15 protein-coding genes and 1 tRNA gene are annotated in these 16,309 nt (G+C 67.2%); 6 read left to right on the top strand and 10 right to left on the bottom strand.

Going from position 1 to position 16,309, the window contains the following annotated elements; translation table 11 throughout:
- Nucleotides 1–59 precede the first annotated feature (59 nt).
- The 3 genes from hpaE to GYH29_RS14570 are packed head-to-tail and all read right to left on the bottom strand — an operon-like array spanning nt 60 to nt 2,976.
- Entirely contained in the window at nt 60–1,529 is a 1,470-nt protein-coding gene (gene hpaE, locus GYH29_RS14580; RefSeq protein WP_019101019.1) for a 5-carboxymethyl-2-hydroxymuconate semialdehyde dehydrogenase, read from the bottom strand.
- Nucleotides 1,526–2,308 (bottom strand): fumarylacetoacetate hydrolase family protein, encoded by a 783-nt coding sequence (locus GYH29_RS14575; RefSeq protein ID WP_161524013.1) that lies wholly within the window; start codon nt 2,306–2,308, stop codon nt 1,526–1,528. Before GYH29_RS14575 ends, hpaE begins: the two co-directional genes overlap by 4 nt.
- Complete coding sequence (locus GYH29_RS14570) at nt 2,305–2,976, bottom strand: fumarylacetoacetate hydrolase family protein (RefSeq protein ID WP_019101017.1); 672 nt, start codon at nt 2,974–2,976, stop codon at nt 2,305–2,307. The genes GYH29_RS14575 and GYH29_RS14570 overlap by 4 nt, the downstream gene beginning before the upstream one ends.
- A gap of 254 nt (nt 2,977–3,230) precedes the next feature.
- On the opposite strand from GYH29_RS14570, the gene hpaA reads away from it, so the two are divergent.
- Nucleotides 3,231–4,133 carry a 4-hydroxyphenylacetate catabolism regulatory protein HpaA gene (hpaA, locus tag GYH29_RS14565; RefSeq protein ID WP_114154311.1) on the top strand — a complete coding sequence of 301 codons (903 nt, stop codon included), beginning with the start codon at nt 3,231–3,233 and terminating at the stop codon, nt 4,131–4,133.
- 11 nt (nt 4,134–4,144) lie between these two features.
- On the opposite strand, the gene GYH29_RS14560 is transcribed toward hpaA, so the two are convergent.
- Nucleotides 4,145–5,152: a helix-turn-helix domain-containing protein gene (locus tag GYH29_RS14560; protein WP_161524012.1), complete on the bottom strand. Its 1,008-nt coding sequence runs from the start codon at nt 5,150–5,152 to the stop codon at nt 4,145–4,147.
- Between the two features lie 285 nt (nt 5,153–5,437).
- On the opposite strand from GYH29_RS14560, the gene GYH29_RS14555 reads away from it, so the two are divergent.
- The 4 genes from GYH29_RS14555 to GYH29_RS14540 all read left to right on the top strand — a co-directional run bounded on the left by GYH29_RS14555 (nt 5,438) and on the right by GYH29_RS14540 (nt 10,483).
- Entirely contained in the window at nt 5,438–6,937 is a 1,500-nt protein-coding gene (locus GYH29_RS14555; protein WP_043590028.1) for an aldehyde dehydrogenase family protein, read from the top strand.
- Nucleotides 6,938–6,977: 40 nt separating this feature from the next.
- A complete protein-coding gene (locus tag GYH29_RS14550; RefSeq protein WP_161524011.1) occupies nt 6,978–8,309 on the top strand; it encodes an aspartate aminotransferase family protein in 1,332 nt (443 codons plus the stop codon).
- A 100-nt stretch (nt 8,310–8,409) separates the two neighbouring features.
- On the top strand, nt 8,410–9,912 hold the full coding sequence (locus GYH29_RS14545; protein WP_039754208.1) for an APC family permease: 1,503 nt from the start codon (nt 8,410–8,412) through the stop codon (nt 9,910–9,912).
- Entirely contained in the window at nt 9,893–10,483 is a 591-nt protein-coding gene (locus tag GYH29_RS14540; protein WP_161524010.1) for a DUF3156 family protein, read from the top strand. Before GYH29_RS14545 ends, GYH29_RS14540 begins: the two co-directional genes overlap by 20 nt.
- A gap of 103 nt (nt 10,484–10,586) precedes the next feature.
- Here GYH29_RS14540 and hpaR read toward each other — a convergent pair whose 3' ends face one another.
- Nucleotides 10,587–11,024 carry a homoprotocatechuate degradation operon regulator HpaR gene (hpaR, locus tag GYH29_RS14535; RefSeq protein WP_118267999.1) on the bottom strand — a complete coding sequence of 146 codons (438 nt, stop codon included), beginning with the start codon at nt 11,022–11,024 and terminating at the stop codon, nt 10,587–10,589.
- A gap of 128 nt (nt 11,025–11,152) precedes the next feature.
- Here hpaR and GYH29_RS14530 point away from each other — a divergent pair, with 128 nt between their 5' ends.
- Nucleotides 11,153–11,947 carry an SDR family NAD(P)-dependent oxidoreductase gene (locus GYH29_RS14530; protein WP_043590025.1) on the top strand — a complete coding sequence of 265 codons (795 nt, stop codon included), beginning with the start codon at nt 11,153–11,155 and terminating at the stop codon, nt 11,945–11,947.
- Between the two features lie 15 nt (nt 11,948–11,962).
- Here GYH29_RS14530 and GYH29_RS14525 read toward each other — a convergent pair whose 3' ends face one another.
- From GYH29_RS14525 to GYH29_RS14505, 5 genes are all read right to left on the bottom strand, one after another.
- Nucleotides 11,963–12,787, bottom strand: coding sequence for a MoaF C-terminal domain-containing protein (locus GYH29_RS14525; protein WP_019100815.1), 825 nt, complete (start codon nt 12,785–12,787; stop codon nt 11,963–11,965).
- Nucleotides 12,788–12,815: 28 nt separating this feature from the next.
- Nucleotides 12,816–13,928, bottom strand: coding sequence for a class II histone deacetylase (locus GYH29_RS14520; RefSeq protein WP_019100816.1), 1,113 nt, complete (start codon nt 13,926–13,928; stop codon nt 12,816–12,818).
- A complete protein-coding gene (locus tag GYH29_RS14515; RefSeq protein ID WP_043590024.1) occupies nt 13,925–15,088 on the bottom strand; it encodes an MFS transporter in 1,164 nt (387 codons plus the stop codon). Before GYH29_RS14515 ends, GYH29_RS14520 begins: the two co-directional genes overlap by 4 nt.
- 118 nt (nt 15,089–15,206) lie before the next feature.
- Nucleotides 15,207–15,992, bottom strand: a complete 786-nt coding sequence (locus tag GYH29_RS14510) for a substrate-binding periplasmic protein (protein ID WP_019100817.1) — start codon at nt 15,990–15,992, stop codon at nt 15,207–15,209.
- A 165-nt stretch (nt 15,993–16,157) separates the two neighbouring features.
- Nucleotides 16,158–16,233 (bottom strand) — tRNA-Ala (locus tag GYH29_RS14505).
- Nucleotides 16,234–16,309 lie beyond the last annotated feature (76 nt).

Genomic DNA, 16,309 nt, shown 5'->3' with positions numbered 1-16,309 from the left:
TGCGCCCGCGCGTCGTTCCGTTTGCGGAAGCGGCCGTCTGGGCGGCCTTGGCTTGCGTGTCAGCGGGTTTCCACGCCCCAGCGCGGGATGAAGTGGCTGCCCATGGAGACGCAGACGTTTTTCACCTCGGCGAAGGCTTCGAAGCTGTATTCGCCGCCCTCGCGCCCAACGCCGGACGCCTTGACGCCGCCGAAGGGCTGGCGCAGGTCTCGCACGTTCTGGCTATTGACGAAGACCATGCCGGCCTCGATGCCGCGCGCCAGACGGTGGGCCTTGCCGATGTCCTGCGTCCAGATGTAGGAAGCCAGGCCGTAGTCGACGTCGTTGGCCAGCCGCAGTGCCTCGGCTTCGTCGCTAAAGCGCAGCAGGCAAGCCACCGGGCCGAAGATTTCCTCTTGGGCGATGCGCATGCGGTTATCGACGTCGGCGAATACGGTGGGGCGGATGAAGTGACCGGCGGCCAGCGCTTCGGGCAAGCCGGCCGGACGCTCCAGGCCGCCGGCCGTCAGCCGAGCGCCTTCCTCCAGGCCGATGCGGATATAGCCGGTGACTTTGTCGTAATGCTGGCGGGTAATCATCGAACCCACTTGGGTGTTGGGGTCCTGCGGGTCGCCGACGATCAAGCGCTGAGCGCGGGCGGAGAATTCCGCGACGAAGCGATCGTAGATGCCGTTCTGGACGAAGATGCGGCTGCCGGCGGTGCAGCGTTCGCCGTTGAGGGAGAAGATGGTGAACAGCGCGGCGTCCAGCGCGCGATCGAAGTCGGCGTCGTCGAAGACCAGCACCGGCGATTTGCCGCCCAGCTCCATCGAGTACTTCTTCAGCCCGGCGTTTTGCATGATGCGGCGCCCGGTGGCGGTGCCGCCGGTGAAGGACACCGCGCGCACGTCCGGATGGCTGACCAGGGCTTCGCCGGCGCTGGCGCCGTAGCCCTGCACCACGTTGAACACGCCGGGCGGGATGCCGGCCTCCAGCGCCAGCCGGCCCAGCTCGTTGGCGGTCAGCGGCGACAGTTCGGACATCTTCAGCACCGCGGTGTTGCCCAGCGCCAAGCAGGGCGCGGTCTTCCAGGTGGCGGTCATGAAGGGCACGTTCCACGGCGATACCAGCGCGCACACGCCCACCGGCTGGTACAGCGTGTAGTTGAGCATCTGCTCGTCCACCGGATAGCTGTGGCCGTTCATGCGGGTGCAGACTTCAGCGAAAAAGTCGAAGTTGTGCGAGGCGCGGGGGATCAGCACATTGCGGGTCTGGTGGATGGGCAGGCCGGTGTCCAGGGTTTCCAATTCCGCCAGCCGCGGCACTTCGCGCTGAATCAGCTCGCCCAGCTTGCGCATCAGCCGCGCGCGCTCCTTGGCCGGCGTGGCCGCCCACTTGGGAAAGGCCGCCTTGGCGGCGGCCACCGCCAGGTTGATTTCTTCGGCGCCGCCCGCGGCCACTTCGCCCAGCGCTTCGCCGGTGGCCGGGTTGTAGTTGACGAAGCTGTCTTGGCTGGCCACTTCGCGGCCGTTTATCCAGTGTTTGATCATGGGGTTTCCTTTTCCGCGTTCCGGCGCGCAAGCCAGTCCGTTTCGCTGATGATGTGATTGAGCAGCCGGCCGACGCCCGCGACTTCCACGACGACTTCGTCGCCGGGGCGCACGTCGGACAGACCTTGAGGCGTGCCGGTGGCGATCATGTCGCCCGGCTGCAGCGTCATGAAGGCGGACAGGTATTCGATCAGGAAGGGGATGTCGAACACCATGTCGCGGGTATTGCCGCTCTGGACGCGGCGGCCGTTGACATAGGTGGCCAGCTCCAGGCAATGCGGGTCGGGGACGTCGTCGCGGTCCACCAGCCATGGGCCGATAGGGGTCAGGCCGTCGCGGTTTTTCACCCGCAGATTGGGCCGGTAGTAGTTTTCCAGATAGTCGCGCACCGCGTAGTCGTTGCATATGGTGTAGCCGGCGACATAGTCCATCGCCTGCGCGCGCTTCACCTTGCGCGCGGTCTTGCCTATCACCGCCACCAGTTCGCACTCGTAGTGCATATATTCAACATTATCCGGCCGCATTGATTGTTGGCGGTGGCCGGTCAGCGTGGCGGGCGTCTTGAGGAACACCAGCGGTTCGCTGGGCGGTTTGAAGTCCAGTTCGGCGGCGTGGTCGGCGTAGTTGAGGCCCAGCGCGAACAGCGTGCCTTGGCACGGCGGCAGCCATTCCACCTCGGTTTCGCCCAGGCGGCGGCCGTCCGGCAGCACGATGGCGCCGTCGGCGTCGGCCTGCGCACGCCAGGTTTGGCCCTGGTAACGGATGCGGGCGTGTCTCATTGGATATCCTCCTCGGCCGCGACGATGTTTTCCAGGCGGCCGATGCCGTCTATTTCCACCGCCACGGTGTCGCCCGGACGCAGCCGGACGTTGCGCGGCGGCGTGGCCACGATCAGCAGGTCGCCGGCGTACAAGGTGAGAAACTGGCTGACGTCGGCGATCAACTGGGCGACGCCGCGCAGCCAGTCGGCGCTGTCGTTGGTTTCGGCCAGCGCGCCGTTGACGTAGGTGCGCACTTGCACCCGCTGCGGATTGATGGCGCCAGGGCCGGCCTCGGGGCCGATGGGGCAGAAGCCGTCGCGGCATTTGGCCTGGATCGCCGGCCGGTAGAAACTGGTTTCGGCCAGGCTGACTTCGTTGACCACCGCGTAACCGCCGACATGGGACAAGGCGTCGGCCGGGCTCACGCGGCAGGCGTCGCGGGCGATGCGCACGCCCAGCGCGCCGCCGGCGTAGACGGCGTCGGCATCGGCGGGAAAGGGAATGGGCGCGCCGGAGGCGCTGACGGTGTTGCGCGGCTTGACGAACAGCACCGGCGCTTGCGGCGGACGCTGGTAGGGGGCCTGTTCGAACTCCGCCGCCAGCGCCGCCTGCAGACGGCGGTGGTTGAGCGCCGCGCCGTAGATGGCCGCCGGCCGCTCAGTTGCGGCGTCTAGGACAAAGCTCATGCTTAACTCCTTGTTATTGAACGGGTTGCTGTTGTTCAAATATTCATTAACATGTTAAAGTTTATAACGATGACGGCGGGCTGCTGTCAATGTTTATCCATGTTGCGTTGCGGGGAAGCCCGCGGAAAACCGCGCTTGGGCGGCGGCGGCCGGGCTTGCCGATCCGGCGCGGAGGCCAGAGCGGCGGCCTTTTGTCGAGGACGTGCGGCGAGAACGGCCGACTATGGCGAAAATGTCACAAGAGAGGGATGGCGATGAGCAGAAACCCGCGCGGCCTGGGCGCGCGCATACCCAATATCGACATCGGCAAGGCTTACGACAGCCCTTACGAGTCCGTCGACATCCATTGCGAATCCTTCGGACGGCTGGCGGCCTTTTTCGGCCGCAATATGCCGGTGCACAGGCACGACCGTTTTTTGCAATTGCACTACCTTGCCAGCGGCGATATCCGGCTGCAGTTGGAGGAGGATCATTACCAGGCGCGCGCGCCGCTTTTGTTTCTGACCCCGCCCACGGTGCCGCACGCCTTCATCACCGGGCCGGAGGCCGACGGCCATGTGCTGACCTTGCGTCAGGAGCTGGCGCGCGGCTGGCTGGAGGAAGCGGGGCCGGATGCCTTGAGCGCGCCGTTCTGCGTGGAGCTGGGCGAGGTGCCGGCGGAATGGGCCGATATGGCGCGGCGGCTACCCGAGAGGCTGGCGCAGTTGCAGCGGGAGAGCGAGGCCCCGGAGCCGGGCGCGGATCTGGCGCGGCAAGCCTTGGCCCAACTGGTATTGGTGGACGTGTTGCGGCTATCCGGCCTGCCGGGGCCGCGGCGGGGGCCGCGTCGCGACGAGTGGCGGCTCTACCATCGCTTCAACGGCTTGATCGAGGCGCATTACCGTGAACACTGGAGCCTGGACCGCTACGCGGCCGAACTGGGCGTCAGCGAGGCGCGGCTCAACGACGTGTGCCGCCGGTTGGCGGACTTGCCGTCCAAGCGGCTGGCGCACGACAGGCTGTTGCAGGAGGCGAAGCGTCTGTTGATCTATTCCCCCGCCTCGGTGCATGCCATCGCCTATGAATTGGGCTTCAAGGACCCCGCTTACTTTTCCCGCTTCTTTCAGCGCCTGGCGGGCTGCCCGCCCAGCGACTACCGCGCGCGCCGCCAGGCCTGAATCCGCGCGGCCTAGTGCGTCGCGTCGTGGGCTGATTCCAGACCGCGCGCGCCGGGAGGCGCGCCCAGGTGGGCCAGGGCGCGGGCGCGGGTGTGGGACGGGGCTTCGCCGAACAGCTTGCGGTAATCGCCGGCGAAATGCCCCAAGTGGTAAAAGCCCCAGGCCCCGGCGGCGTCTCGCACGCCGTGGCCGGCTTGCGTGGGGTTCAGCAGCATGCGGCGCACCGCGTTCAGGCGGATGGAGCGCAGATAATCAACCGGGGTGGTATCCGCCACCAGCTGAAAGCTGTTTTGCAGCGTGCGGCGGCTGACGCGTAGACGGCTGCACAGCTCCAGCACGGTCACCGGCTCGTCCGGCTTGGCCAGCGCCAGCGCCTGGCTGCGCCTGACGATGTCGCAATGAGTGGCGAAGGTCAGGTTGCCGAGGCGCTCGCCCAGCGCAACGTCCGCCAGCGCGTCTTGCAGCAGGTCCAGCAACTGATGCTGAATCACTTTCTGGTTGCCGGCGTAGGACAGCAGGGCCGGGTCCAGCAAGGCCTGTTCGAACACGCCGTTCAGCAGCGCGCGCAGCGCCGCCAGCGCGGCCGGGCGGGCGGGGAACACCGGCGTCTTGCCTCGCGCCTCGCGCAGCGGGCGGCACAGCGCCGGCGTCAATTCGGCCAAATCCTCGTAGGGCACCGACACCTGAACCGAATCCGCGCCCGGCGGCAGGTGGAACACGAAATCCTCGCCGCCGCGCAGCGCCATCAGGGCGTTGTCGGGCACGGCGACGCCTTGCAGGCTCAGCGGCGACGGCGCGCGGATGGGCAGCGCGAAATGGATCATGCCGCCGGGCGCGCGCCCTTGCTGCACCACGCGCTGGTTGAAGCTCTCGCGGAAGATGTCCAGGCGCGCGGTGCGCACCCGGCTCAAAGTGCTGCGGAAACGTCCGCCGCTGATCTGGCTGTATAGCTGCTCCCAGCCGGGCAGGGCCTCGGCGTGCAGGTGGGCGTCGTCAAAACAACGGGCTGCGGCAATCATCTGCTTTCTCCGGTGGGTGGGGGTGGAGTCCGCCTGTTTTCGGTCCCATGTTCTGGGTCGCAAAATGATTAATATGTTATTCAAATCGAAATGTCCAGCCTTACGTGGGATGGTTAGCCGTTGTTTTTAATGAATGTTTCCATCTGGCGACATGCTGCGCCGCAACGCGAAGGGCTGGTCCGCGCTTTGCCGATTTGGGATGAGCCGCGTCGGCGGCGCTGGGTATATTGAGCCATCGCCGGCCGCGCTCACGCGGCGGCAAGCTTGATTGAAAAGGAGACGCGGATGGATCAAAACCTGGTGCCGGTGCTGGAGTCGGTGCGGGCCTTTCTAGAGCGGGAACATGGGCTGTGGATAGACGGCAAGCCGCGAGCGGCGCTGTCCGGGCGGCGCAACGAGGTGCGCAACCCGGCCAGCGGCGCGGTGATCGCCAACGTGGCGGACGGCGAGGCCGCCGATGTGGACGCGGCGGTGGCCAGCGCGCGGCGCGCCTTTGAGTCGGGCGTCTGGTCCGGCTTGCGGCCGGCCGAGCGCGAGCGCGTGTTGCTGAGGCTGGCGGATTTGCTGGAGGCGCATGCCGAGGAGCTGGCGCAGCTGGAAACGCTGAACCAGGGCAAATCCATCCATCTGGCCCGGGCCATCGAGGTGGGCGGCTCCATCGAATACGTGCGCTATATGGCGGGCTGGGCCACCAAGATCACCGGCGAAACCCTGGACGTGTCGATTCCGGCGCCGCCGGGCGCGCGCTTCACCGCCTTCACCCGGCGCGAGCCGGTGGGCGTGGCGGCCGGCATCGCGCCGTGGAATTTCCCATTGATGATCGCCTTGTGGAAAACGGTGCCGGCCTTGGCGGCCGGTTGCACCGCGGTGTTGAAACCGGCCAGCGAGACGCCGCTGAGCGCGCTGCGTCTGGCGGAGCTGGCGCTGGAGGCCGGCGTGCCGCCGGGCGTGTTCAACGTGGTGACCGGGCGCGGCGAAGTGGCGGGCCGCGCGCTGGCCGGGCACCCGCTGATCGGCAAGGTCAGCTTTACCGGCTCCACCGAAGTGGGCAAGGCCGTCGGCCACGCCGCGCTGGACAATATGACCCGGCTGGCTTTGGAGCTGGGCGGCAAGAATCCGATGCTGGTGCTGGGCGACGCCGACATCGACCAGGCGGTGAGGGGCGCTTTGTTGGGTGGTTTTCTCAATCAGGGCCAGGTCTGCGCCGCCGCCTCGCGGCTGTATGTGCATCGCAGCAAATTCAATATGTTCGCGGAGGCGCTGTCCGCCGCCGTGGCCGGCATGCGCTTGGGGCCGGGCATGGATCTGGAGGCTCAGGTCAATCCGCTGGTGTCGCAGCGGCGGCAGCAGGCGGTGTGCCGGCTGATAGAGCGCGGCCGCGCCGCCGGCGCCCGAGTGTTGACGGGCGGCGGGGCCGCCGACCTGCCCGGCTATTTCGTGCAGCCGACGGTGATGACGGACCTGGCGCCGGACAACCCGGTGGCGCGCGAGGAAGTTTTCGGCCCGGTGCTGGCGCTGATGCCTTTCGACGAGGTGGACGAGGCGGTGGCGCTGGCCAACGACACGCGCTACGGCCTGGCAGCCAGCGTGTGGACCAATGATTTGTCGGCGGCGCTGGACATTGTGCCGCGGCTGCAGGCCGGCACGGTCTGGGTCAACAGCCATATTCCGCTGGACCCGGGCATGCCCTTCGGCGGTTACAAGGAATCCGGCCTCGGCCGCGAATTCGGCAAGGGCGCGGTGGAGAGTTTCACCGAGATCAAATCGGTCTGCATCGCCCATTGAGCGCGGACGCGTTTCTACTTTAGAGATTCAGGAGAAAAACATGTCTTACGACACTGCCCGTTTCTGGCACCCGATGCTGCATCCCAACGCAATGAAAGAGCGGTCGCCCATCCGCATCGTCCGCGGCGACGGCTGCCACGTGTTCGACGACCAAGGGCGCAAGCTGGTGGACGGCGTAGCGGGCTTGTGGAACGTCAACGTCGGCCACAACCGCGCCGAGATCAAGCAGGCGATCGCCCGGCAATTGGACGAACTGGAGTATTTCCAACTGTTCGACGGCATCTCCCATCCGCGGGCGGAGGAGCTGTCCGCGTTGCTGATCGACATGTTGCGGCAGGAGGACATGGCGCGGGTGGTGTTCAGCTCCGGCGGCTCGGACGCGGTGGAAACCGCGCTCAAGCTGGCGCGTCAGTATTGGCGGCTCAAGGGCCAGCCGGACCGGGTCAAGTTCATTTCGCTGAAGCAGGGTTACCACGGCACTCACTTCGGCGGCGGTTCGGTCAACGGCAACACGGTGTTCCGCCGCAATTACGAGCCGCTGCTGCCCGGTTGCTTCCACGTGGAGACTCCGTGGCTCTACCGCAACCCGTTCACAGAGGACCCGGAGGAACTGGCCGAGATTTGCGCGCGGATGCTGGAGCGCGAAATCCTGTTCCAGAGCCCGGACACGGTGGCGGCCTTCATCGCCGAGCCCATCCAGGGCGCCGGCGGCGTCATCGTGCCTCCGGCCAGCTATTGGTCGAAGGTGCGCGAGGTGTGCGACCGCCACGGCGTGCTGTTGATCGCCGACGAGGTGGTCACCGGCTTCGGCCGCTCGGGTTCCATGTTCGGCAGCCGGCTGTGGGGGGTGAAGCCGGACATGATGTGCCTGGCCAAGGGCATCTCCTCCGGTTATCTGCCGCTGGGGGCCACCGTGGTCAATCAGCGCGTGGCGGACGCCTTCGCCGCCAACGGCGATTTCGGCGGCGTCATCATGCACGGCTACACCTACGCCGGCCACCCGGTGGCCTGCGCCGCCGCTCTTGCCAATCTGCGCATCGTGCAAGAGGAAGACCTCCCGGCCAAGGCGGCGGAAACCGGCGCCTACCTGCTGGAGCGGCTGCGGCCGCTGGCCGAGCGTTATCCGGCGGTGGGCGAGGTGCGCGGCAAGGGGCTGATGCTGGCTCTGGACCTGGTCAAGGACAAAGCCAGCCGGGAGCCCATCGACCCGCAAAGCGGTTACGCCGACAAGGTGGCGGAAATCGCGCGCCGGTCCGGCGCGCTGGTGCGGCCGGTGGGCAGCAAGATCATTCTGTCGCCGCCGCTGGTGTTGCTGCGCGAGCACGCCGATGTGATTGCGACGGCCTTGGAGGCCGGACTGGCCGAGGCCTGAACGGCTGGCCCGGACGGGGAGCAGCCGGCCGCGCCGGCACGCCGCCAGGAAAACAGAGAGCGGCGGCCGGCGCGACGGTGGATGGAGAGGGAGGAGAACCATGTCTGTAAGCGAACGTTTGAGCCGCAGCCTGAGCCGCGGCGTGGTGGGCTTTCCGGTGGCGTTGGCCAGTTCGGTGGGCGTAGTGATGGCCAGCCCGGTGATACTGACCGCCACCAGCGGCTTTGGCATGGCCGGCGGCACTTTCGCCTTGGCGATGCTGATCGCCTACCTGATGATGCAGGCGCAGGCCACCACTTTCGCCGAAGCGGCGGCGATGCTGCCGACTTCCGGCGCGGTTTACGATTACATCAGCGCCGGCCTGGGCCGCGGCCTGGCCATCGCCGGCACCCTGTCGGCCTATCTATTGGTGCATGTGTTCGCCGGCACCGCCGAGACCATTCTGTCTGGCATCATGGCGCTGGTGAATTTCGACCATCTCAACACCATGCTGGAGAAAAGCGGCAGCGCCTGGATGGTGGGCGTGGGCTTGGTCATCGTTTTCGGCGGGCTCAACGCGCTGGGAGTGACGCTGTTCGGCAAGGCCGAGGTGGCGCTGACCTTCGGCATGTGGGCGACGCTGACGGTGTTTGGCGTGGCCGGCCTGCTGCGCGCGCCGGCGGTGGATCTGGGCGGCTGGTTCGGCGCGCCGCTGCGTTTGGACGATCCCGGCTTGTTGCTTAGCCTGGTGGGCATGGCGATGTTCATGTTTGTCGGCGCGGAATTGGTGACGCCGCTGGCGCCGGAGCTGCGCGACTCCGGGCGCGCCATTCCGCGGGCTTTGAAGATAGGGCTTAGCGGCGTGGCCGTCACCATGCTGTTGTACGGCGCGGCCATGGTGCGGCAGGTGGCCAATACGCCGCTGGACCCGGCCCATCCGGACGGGCCAAGGCTGCTGGACACGCCGATGGCGCTGCCGGCCTTCGCCGAGCGGGTGATGGGGCCGTTCGGCAAAATCTGGCTGGGCGTCGGCCTGCTGCTGGCCGGCGCGGCGACGATCAACACCCTGATGGCGGCGCTGCCGCGCATCCTGTACGGCATGGCTCAGGACGGCGCTTTGCCGCGCTGCTTCGCCTATCTGCATCCGCGTTTCAATACCCCGTGGTGCGGCATCGCGGTCGCGGTGCTGATTCCCTGTATCCATGCCTGGCTGATTCAGGGCGATCTGGACCGCATCATGCCCCTGGTGCTGGCCGCGGTCTGTTCCTGGGGCGTGGCCTATCTGCTGGTGACCTTGTCCGTGGTGCGGCTGAGGCTGACGCGGCCGGATTTTCCGCGCGCTTACCGCTCGCCGTGGTTTCCGCTGCCGCAGATCGGCTCCGCGCTGGGCATCGTGCTGGCCATCTGTTTCATCACCCCGCCCGGCATGCAGGCGCGCGACATCTACGTGCCCTTTGGCTGGATGCTGGGGCTGACCCTGGTGTACGCGCTGCTGTGGACTTTGCTGGTGCAGAAGGTCAACCCTTTTCGGCCGGTGCCGCTGGAGCAGATTTTGAACGCGCAGCCTTTGGACGAGGACGAGGCCTTGCGGCGGGAGCTGGAACGTGTGGCCGCGGCTGGCTGAAGCTTGGCGCAGGCCGGGCGGCTATCGTCCAGGCGCGATGCTGACGCGGTTGAGCCTGGACTGGCCCGAGCTGGACAGCTTGGACGCGGAGGAAGAAGGGGAGCGGCGTTTTCGGTTTCCGCACGGAGACTGGAGCTTTTCTGCGCGGGAGCGGGTGGAGGCGGGTTGGCTGGCGCATGTGGTGGCCTGCGAGTTCCGGCTGTCGGTGCCCGGCGCGCCGGGCCGCGCGCGCATTCGCCTGCGCCACGGCGGCTTCTGGCGCCGCAGCGGCATCGTCGTTGATTTGCTGGACGGCGACGCCGCGGCGTTGGCGCCCTTGCTGGAGCGCTTGCGCGCGGACGCGGATTTGCGCGTGGCCCTGTCGCCGCTGGACTTCAAGCGTTGCGAGCTGCATGGCGGCCAGGACGGCTGGCAGATACATCTGGAGCCTTACGGCGCCAGCGAGGTGGCCTGCCGGCTGCCGCCGTTGCGGCGTTACATCGGTCTGCGCGGGGTGCAAGGCCTGGCGGTGTTGGCCAGCCTGGCCGCTTGCCGCCGCGCCCTGCTGGCCGAGGAGGCGGGGTGGAGCTAGGCATCAGCGGGCATCGCTGCGTTCCATCCTCTCTACCCATGGCGACTCGCGGAGGGGCGGACCCTCGCCCGCCGCGTAAACAGGATCGTGAACAGCTTCTCATTTACGGCGCGGGCAGGTTTTCCAACTCGTCCAGCAACGCCAGCAAGGTCTGCAGCTTGGCAGGGGAAAAATGCGTCTCGATCCGCCGGTAGCAGTCGTTGGACAGCGGGATGATGCGCTGGGTCAGCGCCTTGGCGTGCGGCGTGGGCGTGACGATCAAGCGGCGATTGTCGCTTCGGGCGCGGTGACGGTACACCAGATCGTCCCGCTCCATGCGCGTCAGGATGCCGCTGAGGCTGGGCGGATGGATGCCGGCGCGCTGGGCGATGTCGCCGGCTTCCATTTCACCGCGCTCAGCCAGCAGGCGCAATACGCGCCATTGTTGTTCCGACAGCCCGTGGCGGGTCAACACCGGTCGAAAGTAGGACATCACCGCTTCGCGGGCGCGCAGCAGGCGTTGCGGCAATTGATATTGATAGGGGCGTTGCGTGGGATCCATGGCGGCTCCTTCGATTCAAGTCGCGGGAAGAGGGCGGGGATGACCTGACGATTAAATGAATATATTAACATGACGCCGGCGCGTCCCGCCGGCGAGCTTGACGGCAAATTGGGCCAAAGGAGGCTGCGATGTCCTTGCGAGACAAAACCATTGTGATCACCGGCGCGGGTTCCGGCATCGGCGCGGCCTGCGCGCGGCGTTTCGCCGCCGAGGGCGCGCGCGTGGCCCTGGTGGGGCGGCGGGCCGGGCCTTTGTTGGCGCTGGCGGAGGAAACCGGCGGCCTGGCCTTGGCGGGCGACGCCGCGGACTCCGCGGTCTGGGATGATTTTCTCGCGCGAATCCGCGCGCGCTGGGGGCGGGTGGACGGCTTGGCGGCTTGCGCCGGCGGTCTGGGCATGGGCGCGGCGTTGGAGACCGACGACGAAGCCTGGCGCGCCGCCATGCGCGCGAATCTGGACACCGCCTTCGTCAGCGCCCGCGCCTGCCTGCCGGACCTGATTCGACAGGGCGGCGGCATGGTGTTGATGTCCTCCATCGCCGGCCTGGCGGCCGGACCGCAAGCCTGCGGCTATGTCGTGGCCAAGCACGCCTTGCTGGGGCTGGCCCGGTCGCTGGCGCGCGACTACGGGCCGGCGGTGCGGGTGAACGCGCTGTGTCCGGGTTGGGTGCGCACGCCGATGGCGGACGAGGAGATGCGGCCGCTGATGGCGGCCCATGGCGAAGATCTGGATGCCGCCTATCGGCGGGTGACCGCCGACGTGCCTTTGCGGCGGCCGGCTACGCCGGAGGAAATCGCCGCGATCTGCCGCTTTCTATTGTCCGACGAGGCCGCGATGGTCAGCGGCGCTTGCCTGACGGCCGACGGCGGCGCGACGGCGGTGGATGTGCCGACGCTGGCTTACGCGCGGCTAGAAAGGGAATGAGGCCGGCGCGGGCCTTTAACCGCGAGTGTGGTTGACGACGCTGGCCCGCGCGCCCACCCGGAAGTTGCGGGTGGCGCCGAAATTCCCGTCCTGATAGCCGAAAATCTTGCCGTCGGTGCGCATTTGCTCCAGGTCGATCAAGATCACGCCCAGAGTGGGAATGATTTTTTCGCGCCAGACGAATAAATACAGCCGCTCCGCCACTTGGTAGTAGTGGCAGCGGTCGACGTCGGCCAGGCCGCGCTCCACGCCCTCCAGACAGTGCCAGGCGTAGAGGCCGTCATTCAGGTAAATGTGCTCGTAGCACTCGGTGGGGCTGTAGCGGTAGCGGTTGCGCATGCCGATCAGTTCGCGGCTGGGCGCGTGCGGCGGGACCGCGGCGGCGGGCTGGTTGACGGCGCCGTGGAGGAATTCGACTTCCACCCCGGTCAGCTCCAGCTGGCGCTCCACTCGGTCGAAGGCGCAGATCCGAGTGGCGGCGGCGTCGGGCAGCCGGCCCCGGATCAAGGTGAAGCGGCCGCGCGCCAAGTCCAGGATCAGGCTGAGGGACTGCGCGGCCGGGCCCTGGTGGCGGAAGTCGACGAAATAGACGCCGGGCCGCAAGGAACTGGCGTGGAAGCCGTTCATGTCCGTCAGCGCCGAGGCCAACCCCGGCTGGACAACGGCGACGCTAGCGTCTCCGTCGGGCTCCAGCCGGCAATCCGCGGCGCTGTCGTCGTCGAAGCACAGCCGCAGGCTTTGGCCGTCCAGTTCGGCGCAGCGGGGCAGGGCCAGGCTGTCGGGCGCGAAGCCGTCGGCCAGCGCGCCGACCTGGATGAATTCGGGGGTGATGTTGGACATAGGGCTTCTCCTTGATGATTGGGCTTGCTCAAAACCCGCGTTGTTCGGCTTGCGTCTCCAGCAGGCGAGTTTGCAGCTCGCGCATCGGCGCGCCGGGCTGTTGAGCGACGATCAGCTCCAGCAGCGGATCCTCCACCTCGGTGCGAACGCCGGACAGCGCCTCCAGCGCGGCCAGGCCGCAAAAGGGCACGTAGGCTTCGGAATAACCGCCTTCATGCAGCAGGACCAGCCGTCCGTTCGCCTCGGCGTCGGCGTAGTCGGCCAGCTGCCGCGTCATGGAGCGGAAGGTGTCGCTGTGCGCTTGCATCCTGGCCAGCGGGTCGACGGCGTTGGCGTCGTAGCCGCAGGCCACGATGATCAGCTCGGGCCGGAAACGCCGCAGCGCCGGCAGGACCAGCAAGCGCATCGCGTCCAGATAGGCTTGATGGCCGCCGCCGGGCAGCAGCGGAATATTCAGATTGGCGTCCAGGCCGTCGCCCTCGCCGCGGTCCTCGGCTCCGCCGGAACCGGGCGGGTAGCAGCCGTCCTGATGCAGGGAGAGGGTCAACACGTCGCCGCGTTGGTAAAAAATCGACTGAGTGCCGTTGCCGTGGTGCACGTCCCAGTCGACGATGGCGACGCGGCTCAGCCCGTGGCGGGCGATGGCCAGCTCCGCGGCGAGGGCGGCGTTGGCCAGAAAGCAGAAGCCCATCGCGCCGTCAGCCGAACAATGGTGGCCGGGCGGACGCGACAAGGCATAGGCCTTGTCCGCCTCTCCGGCAAGCACGGCGTTTACCGCGGCCCAGGCCAGGCCGGCGGACAACTTGGCGATTTCATAGCTGCCGGGGCCGATTGGCGCTTGCGGCCCCAACTCGCCGCCGCCGGCGTCGCTGAGCGCCTTGAAGCGTTGCAGATAGGCGGTCGAGTGCACGCGCAGCAGATCGTCTTCGTCCAGCGGCGGCGCGCTGCGCACTTGCAGCCGGGCGCTGAGGCCGGACACGTCCATCAGGTTCTTCAGCCGGCGTTTGCTGTCCGGGGATTCCGCGTGGCCGCCGCCGGAAGGCGGTTGCACCCAGCCGCCCACCGGCAGAATCTGCGCGTGAGGACCGACGCTGTGCCACAGACAGAGCTCGTCGAAGAAAAACGCGGTGCGGGAGGTCATTGCGGGCTCCTTGCCGTTGCGGGCCGCAGCGTCAGCAACAGGGCCAGCGACAAGGCGGCGAGCCCCATGGAGACGAGCAGCAGGGTTTGCGGGTTTTGGCCGTGGGCCGCCATTAATTCGCCGGCCAGCGACGGCCCCAGCGCCAGGCCGCCGCCTATGGCCAGGTTGACGGTGTTCATCAGCCGGCCGCTGTGATCCAGCGCGGCCAGCGTGGCCAGAATAAAGGGCAGGATGAAGGTCCACGCGTATTTGAAGGCGAGCGCCGCCGCCGCGAAGCGCCCGACGCGCGGCGCGCCCAGCAGCAGCGCCAGCGCCAGCAGCATCAGCCCGTAACCGGCGATCAGCAGGCGGCGGCGTTGACCGCGCCCGCCAATCGCCGCGGCGCAGACGGAACCGGCGATGCCCATCAAGGTGGCGAGGGCCAGCCAGTCACCGCTTTGTTCGGGCGTCAGCCCCGCTTGGCCTGCGATGCTGCCGATGAAGGTCCAGGTGCCGCTCAGGCTGATGTAAAAGCATAAGGTGGCGGCAGCGCCGATCACCACCGGGCGCCAGGGCGGCGTTTTCGCGCCGCCTGGCCCGCCTGGCTTGGCCGCGGAGGGCGGAAACCAGCGAGCCAGCGGCAGGCATAAGGCCATCAACGCCGCCAAGCTCAGATAACAGGCGGCGATGCCGTAGCGGGCGAACCAGCCCGGAAACAGAACCAGCCCCAAAGCGCCCAGCGCCAACTGGCCGGAGACCCACAGGCCGTAGGCGCGGTCCGGATTGGGGCTGGCCGCGGCGGTGGACAGGCATAGAATCATCAAGGAGCCGCCGGCCAGCGCGCTGAGCAGCCTCAGCGGCAAAAGCTCGGCGTAAGTGGAGGCGAAACAGGAGGCGAGATTGGCGGCGATGAACAGCCCGCCGGCGCAGGCGGCGGCGCGGCGCCAGTCCACGCGCGGCAGCCATAGGTAGGCCGGCAGCGTCGCCAGGCTCATCGCGCCCAGCTCCACGGAGAACAGGAGGCCGATTCGTTCCGGCCCCAGGCCAAACTGAGTGGCCAATTGGCTGGCCAGCGCCGGGGCGGTCATTAGCACTAGCGGCGCGACGGCGGCGAAGGCGATCAGGGCGATCAGGCCGCCGCGGACGGGCTCGGCGGTATGGACGGGCAGGCGAGCGGTCATGTTTCCCCCGGCGGCGTGAGTCGTAAACCAGGCTTACGCTCGCAAGATTCGCGCGGAGGGGCAAGCGGGCGGGCGGCGCTTTGCCGATTTGGGATAGCGGAGACGCAACATGGCGGCGTCAGCGGTTGAGCTGGCGCAGCGCGTCTTGCAGGGCTTTGCGGTATTCAGGGGATTCCCGCGTCTGGGCGATGGCTTCCCAGAATTGGCGGGTCAGCTTGGGGTGGCTATCCGCGAAGTTGTGGGAAAAAATCAGGTAGTAAGGCTTGGCGACCAGATCCGGCCCCACTTTTTCTACTCTATCCCTATAGACCGGGTTGTTCGCCAGCAGGTTGTCGCCGGTCAAGGTGGGCAGGGCCAGGGCGCCGATGCGGCGCGCCAGCAGCTTGTTCAGATTCTGTTCCGGGTTGCGCGAGCTGTCGTCGACCGGCGCGCCCAGCGCCTGAAGCTGGGCGATTACCGAGAAGCCGGTCTGTGCGCCGACGGCGCCGTCGAGATGGCTGAGGCTCTGGCCATTCCATTCCAGTTTAGAGCCTTTCAGCCGGTACAGGCTGTAGCCGTCCAGATGCATGCGGAAGGTCGGGTCTGGCGCGTCGCCCTTCATCGGATAGACGCCGATGCGCAGCCGCTCCGGCTTGAAGCTGATCTCGAACACGCCGTCGATCTGATTGTTCTGCACCTCGCTCAGGCAGCGCACCCAAGCCATTTCCCGGATTTCCAGCTTGATTTTGGTTTTTTGGGCGGAGGTCTTTAGCAGCTGCAGGCTCAGGTTGGGGCCGTTCTGGCTGCGCCATGGCGGGGAATCCATGTCTTCGGTGCACAGCCGCAGGCTGGCGGGGCGCGGTTCGGCCGCGGCGCCGAACGCGAATAGCGACAGCAGCAGGAAGATCAGACGAGCACGAGGCATACGGAGGCTCCGCGACGGGAGGCGGGGTGAGCTTGCTTTAGTTATTTGCGCCGCAACAAAAAAAGGCAAGCGGGAAAAGGACGGGGACAATGCAAAAAGCCGATTCCTCGGAATCGGCTTTTGCTATGCGCCGCGCTGGGCGGCGTCTTGCTGTGAAGCAGTTTTTGGTGGAGGTAAGCGGGATCGAACCGCTGACCTCTTGCATGCCATGCAAGCGCTCTCCCAACTGAGCTATACCCCCGCACCGGCTGCGTTTCACAGTGCTGCGCAGTATATGGCAGCGGCAGGATCGTGTAAATAGCCTCCGCCATTTTTTT

Source organism: Chromobacterium haemolyticum (genome assembly GCF_009936155.1).
Taxonomy (GTDB): domain Bacteria; phylum Pseudomonadota; class Gammaproteobacteria; order Burkholderiales; family Chromobacteriaceae; genus Chromobacterium; species Chromobacterium haemolyticum.
This window is presented reverse-complemented; position numbering and strand designations above follow the sequence as displayed.

Excerpts from the sequence above, each read along its gene's own strand:
- hpaR (WP_118267999.1), bottom strand. The coding sequence starts at position 11,024 with ATGGATCCCACGCAACGCCCCTATCAATATCAATTGCCGCAACGCCTG.
- GYH29_RS14560 (WP_161524012.1), bottom strand. The coding sequence starts at position 5,152 with ATGATTGCCGCAGCCCGTTGTTTTGACGACGCCCACCTGCACGCCGAG.
- GYH29_RS14555 (WP_043590028.1), top strand. The coding sequence starts at position 5,438 with ATGGATCAAAACCTGGTGCCGGTGCTGGAGTCGGTGCGGGCCTTTCTA.
- GYH29_RS14525 (WP_019100815.1), bottom strand. The coding sequence starts at position 12,787 with ATGTCCAACATCACCCCCGAATTCATCCAGGTCGGCGCGCTGGCCGAC.
- GYH29_RS14550 (WP_161524011.1), top strand. The coding sequence starts at position 6,978 with ATGTCTTACGACACTGCCCGTTTCTGGCACCCGATGCTGCATCCCAAC.
- GYH29_RS14575 (WP_161524013.1), bottom strand. The coding sequence starts at position 2,308 with ATGAGACACGCCCGCATCCGTTACCAGGGCCAAACCTGGCGTGCGCAG.
- hpaA (WP_114154311.1), top strand. The coding sequence starts at position 3,231 with ATGAGCAGAAACCCGCGCGGCCTGGGCGCGCGCATACCCAATATCGAC.
- GYH29_RS14530 (WP_043590025.1), top strand. The coding sequence starts at position 11,153 with ATGTCCTTGCGAGACAAAACCATTGTGATCACCGGCGCGGGTTCCGGC.
- hpaE (WP_019101019.1), bottom strand. The coding sequence starts at position 1,529 with ATGATCAAACACTGGATAAACGGCCGCGAAGTGGCCAGCCAAGACAGC.
- GYH29_RS14510 (WP_019100817.1), bottom strand. The coding sequence starts at position 15,992 with ATGCCTCGTGCTCGTCTGATCTTCCTGCTGCTGTCGCTATTCGCGTTC.
- GYH29_RS14515 (WP_043590024.1), bottom strand. The coding sequence starts at position 15,088 with ATGACCGCTCGCCTGCCCGTCCATACCGCCGAGCCCGTCCGCGGCGGC.
- GYH29_RS14520 (WP_019100816.1), bottom strand. The coding sequence starts at position 13,928 with ATGACCTCCCGCACCGCGTTTTTCTTCGACGAGCTCTGTCTGTGGCAC.
- GYH29_RS14570 (WP_019101017.1), bottom strand. The coding sequence starts at position 2,976 with ATGAGCTTTGTCCTAGACGCCGCAACTGAGCGGCCGGCGGCCATCTAC.
- GYH29_RS14545 (WP_039754208.1), top strand. The coding sequence starts at position 8,410 with ATGTCTGTAAGCGAACGTTTGAGCCGCAGCCTGAGCCGCGGCGTGGTG.